Raw genomic sequence first — 15,133 nt, forward strand, 5'->3', positions numbered from 1 at the left:
CTGTTTCGTTCGGGCCTCATCGACGGCACAGCGTACCGTCGATGATCTTCCTCCCGTCCGCCGGTTCCCTGATCCGGGGGGAAGCCAGGCAAGATGGGGGGTGTGACCCTCATTGATCAGCTCCCGCCGAACGCCGACCCCGACGCCCTCTTCGAGGCTTTCTCCTCGTGGGCGGAGGACCAGGGCATCACCCTGTACCCGGCTCAGGAGGAGGCACTGATCGAGGTCGTCTCCGGGGCGAACGTGATCCTGTCCACCCCGACCGGCTCCGGCAAGAGCCTCGTCGCGGCCGGCGCGCACTTCACGGCCCTGGCCCAGGACAAGGTCACCTTCTACACCGCTCCGATCAAGGCGCTGGTGTCGGAGAAGTTCTTCGACCTGTGCAAGCTCTTCGGCACCGAGAACGTCGGCATGCTGACCGGCGACGCCTCCGTGAACGCGGACGCCCCGGTGATCTGCTGCACCGCCGAGGTGCTGGCCTCCATCGCCCTGCGCGACGGCAGGCACGCCGACATCGGCCAGGTCGTGATGGACGAGTTCCACTTCTATGCCGAGCCGGACCGCGGCTGGGCCTGGCAGATCCCGCTGCTGGAGCTGCCGCAGGCACAGTTCGTCCTGATGTCGGCGACCCTCGGCGACATGAAGCGGTTCGAGGAGGACCTGACCCGGCGCACCGGCCGGCCCACCTCGGTGGTCCGCTCCGCGACCCGGCCCGTCCCACTGTCCTACGAGTACGTCACCACGCCGATCACCGACACGATCACCGAGCTGCTGGAGACCCGGCAGGCTCCCGTCTACATCGTGCACTTCACCCAGGCCCAGGCGGTCGAGCGGGCGCAGTCGCTCATGAGCATCAACATGTGCACCCGCGAGGAGAAGGACAAGATCCAGGACCTGATCGGCAATTTCCGCTTCACCACCAAGTTCGGCCAGAACCTCTCCCGCTACGTCCGGCACGGGATCGGCGTGCACCACGCCGGCATGCTGCCCAAGTACCGCCGCCTGGTGGAGAAGCTCGCCCAGGCCGGTCTGCTGAAGGTCATCTGCGGTACGGACACCCTCGGGGTCGGCGTCAACGTTCCGATCCGTACGGTGCTGTTCACCGCGCTCACCAAGTACGACGGCAGCCGGGTCCGGACGCTGCGCGCCCGCGAGTTCCACCAGATCGCCGGCCGCGCCGGCCGGGCCGGCTTCGACACGGCGGGCTACGTGGTCGCGCAGGCGCCCGAGCACGTCATCGAGAACGAGAAGGCCCTCGCGAAGGCGGGCGACGACCCGAAGAAGCGCCGCAAGGTGGTGCGCAAGAAGGCTCCCGAGGGCTTCGTCGCCTGGTCGGACACCACCTTCGAGAAGCTCATCGCCGCCGACCCGGAGCCGCTGACCTCGCGCTTCAAGGTCACCAACATCATGCTGCTGTCGGTCATCGCCCGGCCGGGCGATGCCTTCAAGGCGATGCGCCACCTCCTCGAGGACAACCACGAGCCGCGCAAGGCCCAGATTCGGCACATCCGCCGGGCCATCGCGATCTACCGTTCGCTGCTGGACGGCGGTGTGGTCGAGAAGCTCGACACCCCGGACGCCGAGGGCCGCACCATCCGGCTGACCGTCGACCTCCAGCAGGACTTCGCGCTCAACCAGCCGCTGTCCACCTTCGCGCTGGCCTCCTTCGACCTGCTGGACCCGGAGTCCCCCTCCTACGCGCTGGACATGGTGTCCGTGGTCGAGTCCACGCTGGACGACCCGCGCCAGATCCTGGCCGCCCAGCAGAACAAGGAACGCGGCATCCAGGTCGGCCAGATGAAGGCCGACGGCATCGAGTACGAGGAGCGGATGGAGCGGCTCCAGGACGTCACCTATCCCAAGCCGCTCGAAGAGCTGCTCCTCCACGCCTACGACGTGTACGCCAAGAGCCACCCGTGGGTGCGCGACCACCCCGTCTCCCCGAAGTCGATCATCCGCGACATGTACGAACGCGCGATGACCTTCACCGAGTTCACCTCCTTCTACGAGCTGGCCCGCACCGAGGGCATCGTGCTGCGCTACCTGGCGGGCGCGTTCAAGGCGCTCGACCACACCATCCCCGACGACCTCAAGTCCGAGGACCTCCAGGACCTGATCGAATGGCTCGGCGAACTGGTCCGCCAGGTCGACTCCAGCCTGCTCGACGAGTGGGAGCAGCTGGCGAACCCCGAGGTGGAGACCGCGGAGCAGGCCCAGGAGAAGGCCGACCAGGTCAAGCCGGTCACCGCGAACGCGCGCGCCTTCCGCGTCCTGGTCCGCAACGCGATGTTCCGCCGGGTGGAGCTGGCCGCCCTCGACCACGTCAACGTGCTGGGCGAGCTGGACGCCGAGGCCGGCTGGGACGCCGACGCCTGGGGCGAGGCCATGGACGGGTACTGGGACGAGTACGACGACCTGGGCACCGGCCCCGACGCGCGCGGCCCCAAGCTGCTGCAGATCGAGGAGGACCCGGCGCACGGCCTGTGGCGCGTCCGCCAGACCTTCGCCGACCCCAACGGCGACCATGGCTGGGGCATCAGCGCCGAGGTCGACCTCGCGGCCTCCGACGAGGAGGGCCGGGCCGTCATCCGGGTCACCTCGGTCGGCGAGCTCGGCGCCCTCTGACCTGTTCCGGCCTTCCGCCGGCCCGCCCGGACCCGACAGTGGAGATCCTCTGATGACGAACCCCGCCGAGAGACTGGTCGATCTGCTCGATCTGGAGCAGATCGAGGTCAACATCTTCCGCGGCGCCAGCCCCCAGGAGTCCCTCCAGCGCGTCTTCGGCGGCCAGGTCGCCGGACAGGCGCTGGTGGCGGCGGGCCGCACCGTCGAGAGCGACCGCCCGGTGCACTCGTTGCACGCGTACTTCCTGCGCCCCGGCATCCCCGGGGTGCCGATCGTGTACCAGGTGGAGCGGGTGCGCGACGGGCGGTCCTTCACCACGCGCCGGGTCACCGCGGTCCAGCAGGGCAAGACGATCTTCAATCTCACCGCCTCCTTCCATCATCCGGAGGAGGGCGGCATCGAGCACCAGCTGCCTCCTCACCACTTCCCCCACCCGGACACGCTCCCCAAGGTCTCGGACGAGATCCGTGAGCACCTCGGGGCGCTGCCGGAGGCGCTGGAGCGGATGGCCCGCCGCCAGCCTTTCGACATCCGGTACGTGAACCGGCTCCGCTGGACTCCGGAGGAGCTCAAGGGCGCCGACCCCCGCAGCGCGGTGTGGATGCGCGCGGTCGGCCCGCTGGGCGACGACCCGCTCGTGCACACCTGCGCCCTGACCTACGCCAGTGACATGACCCTCCTCGATGCCGTGCGCATCCCCGTGGAACCCCTGTGGGGCATGCGCGGTTTCGACATGGCCTCCCTCGACCACGCCATGTGGTTCCACCGGCCGTTCCGGGCGGACGAGTGGTTCCTGTACGACCAGGAGTCACCGATCGCGCACGGCGGCCGCGGTCTCGCCCGGGGCCGCATCTACGACGTGGAAGGCAAGCTGCTGGTCTCCGTGGTCCAGGAGGGCCTCTTCCGTCCGTACCCCGCCAAGCCGGCCGACCCGGCCCGGCCGTCCGAGCCCGCCCCGAAGAACTGAGCACGCCCATGCCCACCTCCGCCCTCCCCTGCCCCTGCGGGCTGCCCGCCGCGTACCCGGAGTGCTGCGGCCGCTTCCACTCCGGTGCTCAGCAGGCACCCACCGCCGAGCGGCTGATGCGCTCCCGGTTCAGCGCCTTCGCCGTCGGCGACACCGCCTACCTGCTGTGCTCCTGGCACCCCTCGACCCGTCCCGCCCATCTCGACCTGGACCCCGGGCAGCGCTGGGAGCGGCTGGAGATCCTCGCCACCGAGCGCGGCGGGATGTTCGAGACGGAGGGCTCGGTGGAGTTCCGTGCCCACTACCGCGAGGGCCGGCACACCGGCTCTCTGCACGAGCACAGCAGCTTCTCGCGCGAGGCCGGAGCCTGGGTCTACGTCGGCCCCCTCTCCCCCGTCGACTTCGACTGACCACCCCGGGCCCCCGTCAGGGCGAAGTCCAGGCTGCTGCGGTACCAGTGGACCTCCTCCGGAGGCCCCGCCTTCAGCAGCCGCAGCGCGACCGCCGCGGACGCCGGGACCTGCGGATGCCCGAACGGCGGAGGTGGTGCGAGCGCGGCCAGGACGATCCGCTCCCCCGGGTCGGGCACGGCAGCCCACAGCTCCTCCTCCGGGAGTACGGAGGCCAGTACGGCGGCGCGCTCCCAGGGGTCGGCGGTACGTCTCAGCAGCAGCCCGACGTGCCGCCCGCGCCACCTGCGCGGGCGCAGGTCCTCCTTGGCCGCCATCAGCTCCCGGTCCGCCTCGGGCGCGGTCCCGCGCAGCATCCCGGGCTCACGCGCCGCGAAGGCCCGTAGTTCCACGGCCAGATAGAGCCACACCACGGCCCGGTACCGGTTGATCCGGTAGCCGACCGGCGTGACGTGCCCGCAGCGCGCGAGGCGGGTGAACCGGCTCGGGCCGATCCCCAGCACCCCGGCCCCCGCCTCCGCTCCGGCCACGGCCTCGACCCGCTCGCGCAGTGCGTCCGCTCCGCCCGCGGCCGACCTGGCCCGGTCCAGCTCCGTCCGTGCGTAGCGCGCGGCACCGCCGGCGGCCGGCCGCGCCGCCCGCACCATCCCCAGCTGGACGGCCCTGGCGAACTCGCCACGGGTCAGCCCCAGTTCCCCCGCGGCCTGCACGCCGCCCACCTGCACATCCGCAGTACCGCGGTCGCCGCGATCGCCGCCGGCAGCCGCGTCCCTCCCCGCGCGCACGGCCACATCGACGTCCCGCAGCGCGGTCCCCATCTGCATCATCACGGTCCTCCCCCACGAGCAGTGATTACTCTGTGTGAAGACCGTAACTCGGCGCGATGACACCCGCACCGCCTGTGGATAACTCTCCGGAGCGCCCCCACCCCGCCGGAATCAGCCGCCGGTGATGCGCCGTTCCGCGACGCCCAGATGCTCGCCCACCCGGTTGACCAGCAACGTCATCTCGTACGCGACCTGGCCGATGTCCGCCTCGGCCGCGCTCAGCACGCACAGGCAGCTCCCCGCGCCCGCCGTCATGACGAAGAGGACCCCCTCGTCGTACTCGATCATCGTCTGGCGGACCTCACCGGCCCTGAAGTGCCGCCCGGACCCCTTCGCCAGGCTCTGCAGACCGGCCGCGACGGCCGCCAGGTGCTCGGCGTCCTCCCGCGCCAGTCCCGCGCTCGCCCCCGTCACCAGGCCGTCGTTGGACAGCACCACCGCATGCCGCACCTGCTGCACCCTGCGCGTCAGGTCGTCCAGCAGCCAGTCCAGTTGCTTGTCCAGTGCCATTCCCAGCCCCTCCCCGTTGACGTGGCCGACCCGGCCGCGCCCCACCCCTCGTACTTGTGCCGCAAGCCTTCCCCACCAGCGCCTTTCGGGCAAGGAGGATGTCCCCATGGCGAAGAAGATGACTCAAGAGGAATGGCGGGCGTTCGTCTCCCACTCCACCCGCACCGGAAAGCTCTCCACCGTCCGCGAGGACGGGAGCCCGCACATCGCTCCCATCTGGTTCGTGCTCGACGGCGATTCCTTCGTGTTCAACACCGGCAAGGACACGGTCAAGGGGCGCAACCTGGCCCGTGACGGCCGGGTCGCGCTCTGCGTGGACGACGACCAGCCGCCCTTCTCGTACGTCGTGCTCCAGGGGCGCGCCGAGATCAGCGGATACGCCGACGGCGCGGACGAGTTGCTCACCTGGGCGACGCGGATCGGTGCCCGCTACATGGGCGAGGAGCGCGCCGAGTCCTTCGGCCGCCGCAATGCCGTCCCGAGCGAACTCCTCGTCCGGGTCCCGATCGACAAGGTGATCGCCCTCGCCGCCATCGCGGACTGACCGGTCCCCACGGGTGGAGCGGCCGGCCGGTTCGCACGGACCCCGTTCACACGGAATCGGCCTGCGGCTCCACCGAGTCGAGCAGCCGGGCGGTGTGCACCCGCCCGGCGTACTCGACCAGCCTGATCAGCACTTCCTTCCCCGAGTCCTTGTCCCGCGCGTCACACAGCACCACCGGCGTCCCCTGGTCCAGGTCCAGCGCCCGCGACACGTCGTGCGCCCCGTAGCGCCGCGCGTCCGTGAAGCAGTTGACGGCCACCACGAAGGGGATGCGCCGGTGCTCGAAGTAGTCGACCGCCGGGAAGCAGTCCTCCAGCCTCCGCGTGTCGGCGAGCACCACCGCGCCGAGCGCACCCTGCGACAGCTCGTCCCACAGGAACCAGAACCGGTCCTGCCCCGGGGTGCCGAACAGGTACAGCGACAGCCCGGACCGGATGGTGATCCGCCCGAAGTCCATGGCCACGGTCGTCGTCGTCTTCTGGGCCACGCCGCCCGTGTCGTCGACCAGTTCGCCCGCCTCGCTCAGCAGCTCCTCCGTCCGCAGCGGCCGGATCTCGCTCACCGCCCCCACCAGCGTGGTCTTGCCGACGCCGAAGCCGCCCGCCACGAGGATCTTCAGCGCGAGCGAAGCCAGTTCGTCGTCCTCCCCGGGGCCGGGATCCATGTCGATGCCGATGTCCGTGTCCATGTCCACGTCCGCACCAGCGTCCGGGCCCGGGACCGGTCCGGCAGGTCCGTTGTCATGCTGTCCCATCAAAGCGCTCGCAATCCCTCGATGACTTCACGCAGAATCCGCTCGTCCGGCAGCTGCGCGGGCGGCACCGGCCGGCTCACCTTGACGTGCCCGCCCTCCAGCAGGTCCCCGAGGAGGACCCGCACCACCCCCACGGGCAGGTCGGCGTCGGCGGCGAGCTCCGCCACCGACTGGGTCTCGGACCGGCAGAGTCCGAGCAACGCCCGGTGTTCGGGGCCGAGCAACGACTCGGCCGCCTCGTCCGTGCCCTCCGGGTCCACCACGACCAGGGCGATCAGGTCGAAGCGCACCCCGTGGGGTCCCGGCCTCGTACGCCCGCCCGTCATGGCGTACGGGCGGACGAGCGGGCCTGCCTCGGCGTCGTACCACTGGCCGTTCACGTGGCGGACCGCCGCCCTCAGCCGGCGGCCGGCGGCCGCGCCGCGAACCGGGGCGGCGTGTAGAGGTGCTCGCCGACCCGCTTCACCAGCCGGGCCATCTCGTAGGCGATCAGTCCGATGTCGGAGCTGGCGGCGCTGAGCACGGCGAGGCAGGACCCGTCTCCGGCGGCCGCGACGAAGAGGAAGCCCTCGTCCATCTCGACCATCGTCTGACGTACGCCCCCGGCGTGGAAGTGCCGGCCCGCGCCCTTGGCCAGGCTGTGGAAGCCGGAGGCCACCGCCGCCAGGTGCTCGGCGTCCTCCCGGCTGAGCGCGCTGGAGGCGCCGACCGCCAGCCCGTCGTTGGAGAGGACCACGGCGTGCCGGACCTCTCGGACCCGGCGCACCATGTCGTCCAGCAGCCAGTCCAGTTCGCCGGACCTGCGCACGCCGTCGAGGTCGATCCTCTGGTGTTCGATCATCACACTTCTCCTTCGCTGCCTGCGTGGGGGGAGTTCTCCTGGGCGCCGCGGACCCAGCCGGCCCGGTACGCCGCCATCCGGTCGCGGGCCTGCTCCGGACTGCGGCCCGGCGGGTCCTCGGGGAGGCGGACCCCGGCCGGGTCCTTCGGGGCGGGTGCCTCACGGAGTTGGGGGACGAGGCTGGCCTGGCGCACCCGCCGCGGCAGCTCCGTGACCGAGGCCGAAGGGGCCGACGTGGTCGCGGAGGGGGTCGAGGCCGCCTGGGTACGGGCGGCCGCGCCGCCGGGAGCGCGCGGCCGCAGCGATGCCACCGGGGCCGGACGCTGCTCCTCGGGTGCGGAGGTCCGCTCCGCGGCCGGGATGCCACGCGCGTCCTCCCGTACCACCGGGCCGCGCGCGTCCTCCCGTACGACGGTCATGGCGGGCGGCGGCTCCGCCTGCGCCGGCGACTCCGGTGGCGGTGCCGCGGCCGACCGCTCGCGGCCGGGGACGGTGCCGGCGCCGGTGCCGGGAGCTGCGGCCGAGGCGCTGGCGTTCCCGGACCCGGGGGTGCCGACCGGGAGGGCGCCCTGGAGCATCGAGTTCGGCAGCAGCACCACCGCGGTGGTGCCGCCGTAGGGCGATGTCCGCAGGTGCACCTTCACTCCGTGGCGGGCGGCGAGGCGGCTGACCACGAAGAGCCCGAGCCTGTCGCTGTCGAAGAGGTCGAGCGCCTCGGACTGCTCGATGCGCCGGTTGGCGTCGCCGAGGGATTCGCGACCCATGCCGAGCCCGCGGTCCTCGACCTCCAGGACGTAGCCGGCGCCGACGGGTTCGCCGCTGACCCGGACCTTGGTGTGCGGAGGGGAGAACTGTGCGGCGTTCTCGATGAGTTCGGCGAGCAGGTGGGTGAGGTCGGCGACGGCGCCCCCGACCACGGCGGCCTCGGCGAGCTGGCGGACCTCGATGCGCGGGTACTCCTCGATCTCGGAGACCGCGGCCCGTACGACGTTCGTGAGGGGGACGGGCATCCGCCAGGCGCGCCCAGGGGCCGCACCCGACAGGATGATCAGACTTTCGGCGTGCCGGCGCATCCGGGTGGTGAGGTGGTCGAGGCGGAAGAGGTCGCCGAGCTCGTTCGGGTCGTCGGCGCGCCGTTCCATCGAGTCGAGCAGGGTGAGCTGCTTGTGCACGAGGACCTGGCTGCGGCGGGCGAGGTTGACGAAGACGCCGGAGACCCCGCTGGCCAGCTCCGCCCGCTCGACGGCCGCGCTCAGCGCGGCCCGGTGGACGGTGTCGAGCGCCTCGCCGACCTGGGTGATCTCGTCGTCGGCGGGCGGCCCGGGCGGGGCCTCGACGGTGACGTCGATGTCCTCGCCGGCGCGCAGCCGTTCCATCGCCTGCGGGAGTTTGCGGTGGGCGATCTCCAGGGCCGTGTTGCGCAGCGAGACGAGTTCCACGACCAGCGCGCGGCCGATCCGCACGGAGATGACGAGCGAGGCGGCGACGGCCGCGAGGCCCAGCAGTACGGCGGCGCCGGCCGGGCTGAGCGCCCCTTCGGCCAGCGGGTCGGCCCGGTCGGCGGCAGCGGCGTGCGCGGCTTCCTCGATCTCCCGCATCGAGGCGCCGATGCCGGTGTGGGCGGCCTCCCAGCCGGCGGGCGCCCCGCGGCTGTCCTTGGAGGTGCCGGTGGCCAGTGCCCGGTCCTCGGCGCCGGTGAGGTCGGCGTAGGCGGCGCTCTTGGCGACGGACTCCCATGCGGTCTGCTGGGCGTCGGGGAGGTCGCGGGCCGCGGAGTCGGTGAGCGCACGGCGGATCTCGATGGCGCCGGTGAGCTGCCGAAGCGTTTCGGCGCTGCGCGGGCCCGGTACGGCGAGCAGGGCGTCCTCCCGCGACAGGAGTTCCCCGGCGCGGGCGAATTCGAGCAGGACCCGGGCGTCGGGGCCGAGTTCGGCGTCCTCGCCGCCGGTCAGGGCGCCGCCCACGGCGAGGGCGGAGTCGACCACGCGGGTGTAGATCTCGTAGGCCGCCTCGGGGGTGGCGCGGCGGTCGGTGATGTCCTTGCGGGCCGATCCCAGGGCCTCGGCGGCGACGACGAACGCGCCCAGGCGGACCACGATCTCGGACCGGTAGTCGCCGGAGTCGGCGACGGTGTGGCGGTCGCCGAGCCGCAGCCGCCGGACGGCGGTGTCGGTGCGGCGGGCCTGCTGGTCCAGGGCGCCCGGGTCGGCGGTGGGGTCGGCGAGGAGGCGGACGGCGGCCCGCCGCTCGGCCTGGAGTTCGGTGACGGCGGCGGCGACGGGGGTGCGTATCTCGGCGTCGGCCTGGTGGATGCGGCTGAGGCGGGCGATGTCCTGGGCGGTGGTGACGGTGGCGAAGGCCCAGAGGGCGAGGAGCGAGACGACAGGGACCATCAGCAGCGAGACGATCTTCGCGCGGACGGTGGCGGGGCGCAGCCGCAGCCGGAACCCGCGGGCGCGCGGGGCGGCCTGAGCACCCGGGAGGGGCTGGTGGGACCGGTGCTCCGCCGCTTCCTCGGCCGGCGGCCCGGCGTGGGCCCGGCGGCCGCGTGCCGGGGGCGCGGGCAGCCGCGGCGCCGCTGCTTCCGGTTGTCTGCGGGGTGTGCGCATGGGCTCCTCGTTCCGGGCGGTGCCTACGGGTGCGGTGGCGGCGGTGGTGACGGCGGTGGCGGTGGCAGCGGTTCGGTGCCGGTGGAGCGGCGGTGGGCCCGACGGGGCGGGCCGGGGCCCGCGGCGCGTGGGGCGCGCGCGTAGCGGGAGCCCGCCCGGCTCAGTGCACGGTCACGGTGTGCTCCCCGAGATGGCGGGCGGCCGAAGCGGACGCGGCCCGTTCGTCGGCCGTCGGGGAGAGCGCGACGAAGGCGGCGGTGATGAACAGGTAGGAGCCCAGGCCGACGGCGAGCGGGAAGATGAACTGCATGGCGGTGGCGCCGGGCAGGTCCGCGTCCGAGGGGCTGACGCTGACCGCGACGGCCATCATCCCGGTGTAGTGCATGCTGCTGACCGCGGCGCCCATGACGAGCGAGGCGACGGCGACGGCCACCGGCGACTTGATGTTGAGCGCGGCCCACAGGGCCGCGGTGGCCGCGATCACGGCGATGGCGACGGACAGGCCCACGGTGAGCGGATCGTAGGAGACCTCGCCGTGCAGGCGCAGGGCCGCCATGCCCAGGTAGTGCATGCTGGCGACGCCCAGTCCGGTGGTGAGACCGCCCAGGACGAGCGAGCGGCCGCGCTCCTTGCCGTAGCCGACGGCGAAGACCCCGGCGCCGACGACCAGCATGGCGACGAGCAGGCTGAGGATGGTGAGCGGCACGTTGTAGTGGATCTCGGTGCCGTTGACCTCGAAGCCGAGCATCGCGACGAAGTGCATCGTCCAGATGCCGGTGCCGATGGCGGAGGCCGCGGTGAGGAGCCAGTTGCGGCGGGAGGCGCCCGTCGCGGCGAGCGCGCGGACGGTGCAGCGCAGCCCGAGGGCGGCGCCGATCGATGCCATCACGTATGACAGCACGGGTGTGAGCCACCCGTAGGCGGCGTGGTCCAGATGTCCCAGGTGTCCCATGGCCAACGGACGCTAGTCCGGGTGAGAGCGCGAACAGGGGGCGCATTTCGAAAGACGCTGGAACTGCTGGAATATGACAGAGCTACGTTCTTCTTCGATCACACCACGTGCCACCTTGCGCACGGTCCGCAGGCACGCGGGCGCACGCCGGTGCGGGATCATGGGCGCATGAGCGAAGACCACACACACGTGCAGGAGTTCTTCGGGGCGCGCGCCGCCGACTGGGACCGCAAGTTCCCCGGCGACGGGCCCGCGTTCACCACCGCCGTGGCCGAGTTCGGGCTGCGGCCCGGGGACCGCGTGCTCGACGCGGGCTGCGGCACCGGCCGGGCCATGACCGCGCTGCGGGCCGCCGTGGGACCCGCCGGAACGGTGCTCGGCGCCGACCTCACCCCGCAGATGCTGGCCGCCGCGCAGCGGGCCGGGCGGGGTGCAGAGGGCGCCCTGCTGCTCGCGGACGTGGCCCGGCTGCCGCTGCGCGACGGGGCGCTGGACGCGGTGTTCGCCGCCGGGCTGATCGCCCACCTGCCCGACCCCGGGGCGAACCTGCGCGAGCTCGCCCGGGTGGTCCGCCCCGGCGGCCGGCTCGCACTCTTTCACCCGATCGGGCGAGCGGCCCTCGCCGCTCGCCACGGCCGCGAGCTGACCCCGGAGGACATGCGGGCCGAGCACAACCTCGGCCCGCTGCTGGCGGGTTCGGGCTGGGAGATGACCTCGTACGCCGACGAGGACGACCGCTTCCTGGTGCTGGCCGTCCACCACCCGTGACATGCGTGCGTACGTCGCCGTCGCGCCCGGGATCCGCGAACGCCCCCGGGATCAGGCCGGAGGCTGTGCCTCCGCTCCGGCGGGCCGGCGGGGGTGCGGAACGGGGCAGCCGCCCGAGCCCGGCACCGGGAACGTCCCGAGCTCACCGACGTCGTAACCGTCGGGGTAGCCCTTGATCTCCGGGTTCTGGCGGGCGTAGTGCGGGTCCCGGCGCGGGGGCAGCAGTCGCACCGCGCGGCCGCGCAGCCGCAGGGCGCCGCGGACCAGCCGCCGGACGCGGGGGCGCGGGGCCTCGTACCGGAAGGCGCCCAGCAGCGGCTCGTCGAGGAGGGCGAGGCTCGCGCGGCGCACGGCGGGGGCGAGCGGCGCCGGGTACCAGGAGGCCATCAGGTCGAGCGTGGAGTCGGCGACCTTGCGGGCACCCTCGTCCCAGCCGAAGTGGGCCTCCTCGTAGGCGTTCAGGGCGTCCTCGAACTCCTCGTAGGAGTCCGGGATGTCCGTGATGCCCAGGTGGCGGCCGAGGGTGGCGTAGTAGTTCGCGCAGGCCCGGCGCTCGTGGTGGGTCAGCGCGCGCCAGCCGTAGGCGTCGAGCCAGCGCGTCGGGATCACCACGAAGGTGCACAGGACGTAGCGCATGTCCTCGTTGGAGATGTCGTAGCTGCGGTGCATCTGGTTGACACGGCGGATCGCGGTGCGCGCGGTGTCGCTCTCGAAGCCGTGCTCGACGACCGCGTCGAGGAGCAGCGCCGTGTCGTCGTAGCGCTTCTGCGGCCGGTCGGTGAACTCGGCGGTCTCGGCCAGCAGACCGCCGATGCTGGGCACGGCATATGTCCGGAAGAGGGCGAGTTCCAGGGCCCGGGCGAAGTCCCAGGGGAACTCGTAGGTGGCGGTGAGCCGGTAGATGGCGAGGAAGTCCTTGTCGGGGTCGAGACGGAGGATTTCCCTCAGCCGGTCGTAACGCTGCACCGGGTGTCCCTTTCTGTGGCGGGTCCCCAACTCTACGTGCAGGTAGCAGCCTTGGAAATCGACGCCCGCCAGCTCTCGACGCACGGGTTACCCGCTGGTTAAGGTGCGCCGACGAAAGAGCTACCAGGAGGCCAGGTGTCCGACGACGAGGGTGGCGGCTCCCTGTACGTGCTGACCGCCGTACTGCTGACGCCCGCGCAGTTCCCCAGCATCCTGGGCGACGACTTCCCCGAAGCCTGCTCCCTGCTGGGCGTGGCCCCGGGCGGGGAGGGGTACGGGCTGGTGCTCGGCCAGGACGAGGAGGGCGCGCGCTGGACGGTCGTCGTGGACGACGTCTCGCTCGTGGCCACGGCCATCGCCTCCTGGGACTGCGGGATGGAGTACGACCTGTCCCCCGACGAGCGGTCGATCGTGGTCTCGCTGGCGGGCTGGCCGCTGGAGCTGTCGGTGGCGGCGGCGGGGATCCCCGAGCCGCACGATCCGGAGCAGGGTGCGGACGGCACGGGGCGGGTGCCGCTGGCACCGCCCTCCGCTGAGGCGTGGGGGCCGGTGCAGCGCCGGATGGGCGCGGACCAGATCGCGCGGGAGTGGTCGGACTGGCGCGAGCGCGTGGCCACGGACGGCGGGGCGGCCGCCGCCGCGCACCCCGGGCTCGCCAGGGCGCTGGAGGAGGCCGTGGAGTACACGCGGACCCCGCCGCCGCCGGGCCGGGTGCGGTCCTCCTTCGCCGGCGAGGGGGTGCGGACCCTGCGGGTGGACGGGCCGGGCTGGTCGCTGGTCGGGCGGACGGGCGATGCGGCCTTCGTCCTGCTGGACGACGAGCCGAGCGAGGTGCTCACCGTCCCCCAGGAGGGGGATCCCGGCCTGCCGGAGCTGCTGACGGCGCTGGACCGGGTCGCGGTCCGCCCGGCGTGAATCGGTCCGGATGTCCGCGTACACGTCCACGTCCACGTTCACGTGGCGGGACCGGACGTGGTGGCCGGAACTCCGACCCTTGATCCGAAGCGGTACACGGCCGAGTTCGGGCCACGGGGTGAATGGCGGGAGCGGAAGCGGGCAACGGTCTTGATCCACGGCCGTTACCGGGCAGTTCACCTACGCGGGGCGCGGCAGCGCCACCGGCAGCGATAACCCGCGGTCGCAAAGACTCGGCCAGACGGGCCGAAAATTGCTCTGGATCCCCTCCTTCCGGAATGATCGAATCGGCCAGTCACGCGGCTCAAAGGGTGCGCACCTCACCCCTTCAGCCCCTTCCACGACGGAGGCCGCTCTTGAATTGCATGTCGTACCTGGACCTGCACCGGGAAGTCGCGCAGGACATAGACGCGGAAATCGAAACCGCCCTGGAGCGGCTCGGCCCGCTGGCGGGCACCACACGCAGCACAGTGGCCAAGCTCCTGGAGCAAAGGAAACTGAGACACCCCCTCTCGGTACTGCCGCTGCTCACGCACGCCATCGAGACGGGAAATCCCGGGCCGGCCATCCCGCTGTCCGCCGTGCACCTGCTGTGGTGGACCTCGGCCTGCTACCTCGACGACCTGGCCGACGCGGACGGTGCGCCCATCTCCGGCGAGCTCACCGAGAACGAGGCGTTATTGGCCTCCGTCATCACCGGTCACGCGCTCCCCATTCAGATCATCCTGTCGCAGAAACTTCCGGAGGAGGCGCGCAGCGCGCTGATCACGGAGATCCTGAACGGGTGGATCGTCAGCGTCGACGGCCAGATCGACCACATGTGCGGGGATATTTGCAGCGCCTCGCGGAAATCAGTGACCGAGACGTATCGCACCAAATCCGGCGCGCCTTTCGGAATGATCACAGCAATGGCCGCGATATTCTCGGGCGCGACCGCCGAGAAGGTGGAGCTGTGGCGTGAATTCGGCCAGGTCTTCGGCATCCTGTGGCAGATTTTCAACGACCAGGAAGACATCCTGTCCGGTCGTGGCGAGGACCTGGTCAACGGCACGGTGACGTACCTCCTCGCCTCCGTGATCGAGGACGCCTCGCCCGCTACCCGCGAGCACGTGCTGAGGCTGTGTTCGGCCGCCGGATGCTCGATTCCGGCCAGGGCGGAACTCGCGAGCCTCCTGCGGACACCCACCACCCTTGACCGATACCGCGCGGAGATCGACGGCTTCCGCGCCGAGGCGTACCGCATCCTGGACGAACTGGGCGGCGACGGAACCTACGTGCAGGCGCTCCGGCACCTCGTGGACCACGCGTCGCAGATGCTGCTCGAAGCGGACCTCGCACCGGCCACCGCGAGCGACGCCGCCTGAAGCCGCCGCCTGGGCGGGCCACCCCGAAACGCCCGCCCCGCGACCGCACCTGCCGGGCTCCGCACCGTACCCGGAGCCCGT

The 15,133-nt window shown here is 72.1% G+C and carries 15 protein-coding genes; 7 read left to right on the forward strand and 8 right to left on the reverse strand.

Annotated elements, in window-relative coordinates; translation table 11 throughout:
• The first annotated feature begins 102 nt into the window (after positions 1-102).
• Genes ACFYZ4_RS02520 through ACFYZ4_RS02530 form a run of 3 tightly spaced genes read left to right on the forward strand, consistent with a single transcriptional unit; the run spans position 103 to position 4,002 of the window.
• Positions 103-2,625 (forward strand): DUF3516 domain-containing protein, encoded by a 2,523-nt coding sequence (locus ACFYZ4_RS02520; protein ID WP_351286925.1) that lies wholly within the window; start codon positions 103-105, stop codon positions 2,623-2,625.
• Positions 2,626-2,677: 52 nt separating this feature from the next.
• Complete coding sequence (locus tag ACFYZ4_RS02525; RefSeq protein WP_351286927.1) at positions 2,678-3,592, forward strand: acyl-CoA thioesterase II; 915 nt, start codon at positions 2,678-2,680, stop codon at positions 3,590-3,592.
• Between the two features lie 8 nt (positions 3,593-3,600).
• Entirely contained in the window at positions 3,601-4,002 is a 402-nt protein-coding gene (locus ACFYZ4_RS02530) for a YchJ family metal-binding protein (RefSeq protein ID WP_351286928.1), read from the forward strand.
• Here the strand turns inward: ACFYZ4_RS02530 and ACFYZ4_RS02535 are convergent.
• Together ACFYZ4_RS02535 and ACFYZ4_RS02540 are read right to left on the reverse strand one after the other, a co-directional pair.
• Positions 3,966-4,829 (reverse strand): DUF6397 family protein, encoded by an 864-nt coding sequence (locus ACFYZ4_RS02535; RefSeq protein WP_351286930.1) that lies wholly within the window; start codon positions 4,827-4,829, stop codon positions 3,966-3,968. The genes ACFYZ4_RS02530 and ACFYZ4_RS02535 overlap by 37 nt on opposite strands.
• A gap of 111 nt (positions 4,830-4,940) precedes the next feature.
• Entirely contained in the window at positions 4,941-5,339 is a 399-nt protein-coding gene (locus tag ACFYZ4_RS02540; protein WP_351286932.1) for a roadblock/LC7 domain-containing protein, read from the reverse strand.
• Positions 5,340-5,445: 106 nt separating this feature from the next.
• Between ACFYZ4_RS02540 and ACFYZ4_RS02545 the strand changes: the two genes are divergently transcribed.
• The gene (locus ACFYZ4_RS02545) at positions 5,446-5,883 is read left to right on the forward strand and encodes a PPOX class F420-dependent oxidoreductase (RefSeq protein ID WP_351286933.1); all 438 of its coding nucleotides are present in this window, start codon (positions 5,446-5,448) and stop codon (positions 5,881-5,883) included.
• Between the two features lie 46 nt (positions 5,884-5,929).
• On the opposite strand, the gene ACFYZ4_RS02550 is transcribed toward ACFYZ4_RS02545, so the two are convergent.
• The 5 genes from ACFYZ4_RS02550 to ACFYZ4_RS02570 form a co-directional block, all read right to left on the reverse strand.
• Positions 5,930-6,571, reverse strand: a complete 642-nt coding sequence (locus tag ACFYZ4_RS02550; RefSeq protein ID WP_351286935.1) for an ATP/GTP-binding protein — start codon at positions 6,569-6,571, stop codon at positions 5,930-5,932.
• Between the two features lie 65 nt (positions 6,572-6,636).
• On the reverse strand, positions 6,637-7,038 hold the full coding sequence (locus tag ACFYZ4_RS02555; protein ID WP_351286966.1) for a DUF742 domain-containing protein: 402 nt from the start codon (positions 7,036-7,038) through the stop codon (positions 6,637-6,639).
• On the reverse strand, positions 7,035-7,478 hold the full coding sequence (locus ACFYZ4_RS02560; RefSeq protein ID WP_351286936.1) for a roadblock/LC7 domain-containing protein: 444 nt from the start codon (positions 7,476-7,478) through the stop codon (positions 7,035-7,037). The genes ACFYZ4_RS02555 and ACFYZ4_RS02560 overlap by 4 nt, the downstream gene beginning before the upstream one ends.
• The gene (locus ACFYZ4_RS02565; protein ID WP_390782770.1) at positions 7,478-10,087 is read right to left on the reverse strand and encodes a nitrate- and nitrite sensing domain-containing protein; all 2,610 of its coding nucleotides are present in this window, start codon (positions 10,085-10,087) and stop codon (positions 7,478-7,480) included. The genes ACFYZ4_RS02560 and ACFYZ4_RS02565 overlap by 1 nt, the downstream gene beginning before the upstream one ends.
• A gap of 160 nt (positions 10,088-10,247) precedes the next feature.
• On the reverse strand, positions 10,248-11,030 hold the full coding sequence (locus tag ACFYZ4_RS02570) for an MHYT domain-containing protein (protein ID WP_351286968.1): 783 nt from the start codon (positions 11,028-11,030) through the stop codon (positions 10,248-10,250).
• A gap of 177 nt (positions 11,031-11,207) precedes the next feature.
• Here ACFYZ4_RS02570 and ACFYZ4_RS02575 point away from each other — a divergent pair, with 177 nt between their 5' ends.
• Positions 11,208-11,807: a methyltransferase domain-containing protein gene (locus ACFYZ4_RS02575; protein ID WP_351584287.1), complete on the forward strand. Its 600-nt coding sequence runs from the start codon at positions 11,208-11,210 to the stop codon at positions 11,805-11,807.
• 51 nt (positions 11,808-11,858) lie between these two features.
• Here the strand turns inward: ACFYZ4_RS02575 and ACFYZ4_RS02580 are convergent, their stop codons facing one another.
• A complete protein-coding gene (locus tag ACFYZ4_RS02580) occupies positions 11,859-12,773 on the reverse strand; it encodes an oxygenase MpaB family protein (protein WP_390782771.1) in 915 nt (304 codons plus the stop codon).
• 135 nt (positions 12,774-12,908) lie between these two features.
• Here ACFYZ4_RS02580 and ACFYZ4_RS02585 point away from each other — a divergent pair, with 135 nt between their 5' ends.
• Positions 12,909-13,688, forward strand: a complete 780-nt coding sequence (locus ACFYZ4_RS02585; protein ID WP_390782772.1) for a hypothetical protein — start codon at positions 12,909-12,911, stop codon at positions 13,686-13,688.
• 365 nt (positions 13,689-14,053) lie between these two features.
• A complete protein-coding gene (locus ACFYZ4_RS02590; RefSeq protein WP_390782773.1) occupies positions 14,054-15,052 on the forward strand; it encodes a polyprenyl synthetase family protein in 999 nt (332 codons plus the stop codon).
• The last annotated feature ends 81 nt before the right edge of the window (positions 15,053-15,133 follow it).

The sequence above is a fragment of the Streptomyces sp. NPDC001513 genome, from assembly GCF_042894695.1.
In the GTDB taxonomy this organism is placed as follows: domain Bacteria; phylum Actinomycetota; class Actinomycetes; order Streptomycetales; family Streptomycetaceae; genus Streptomyces.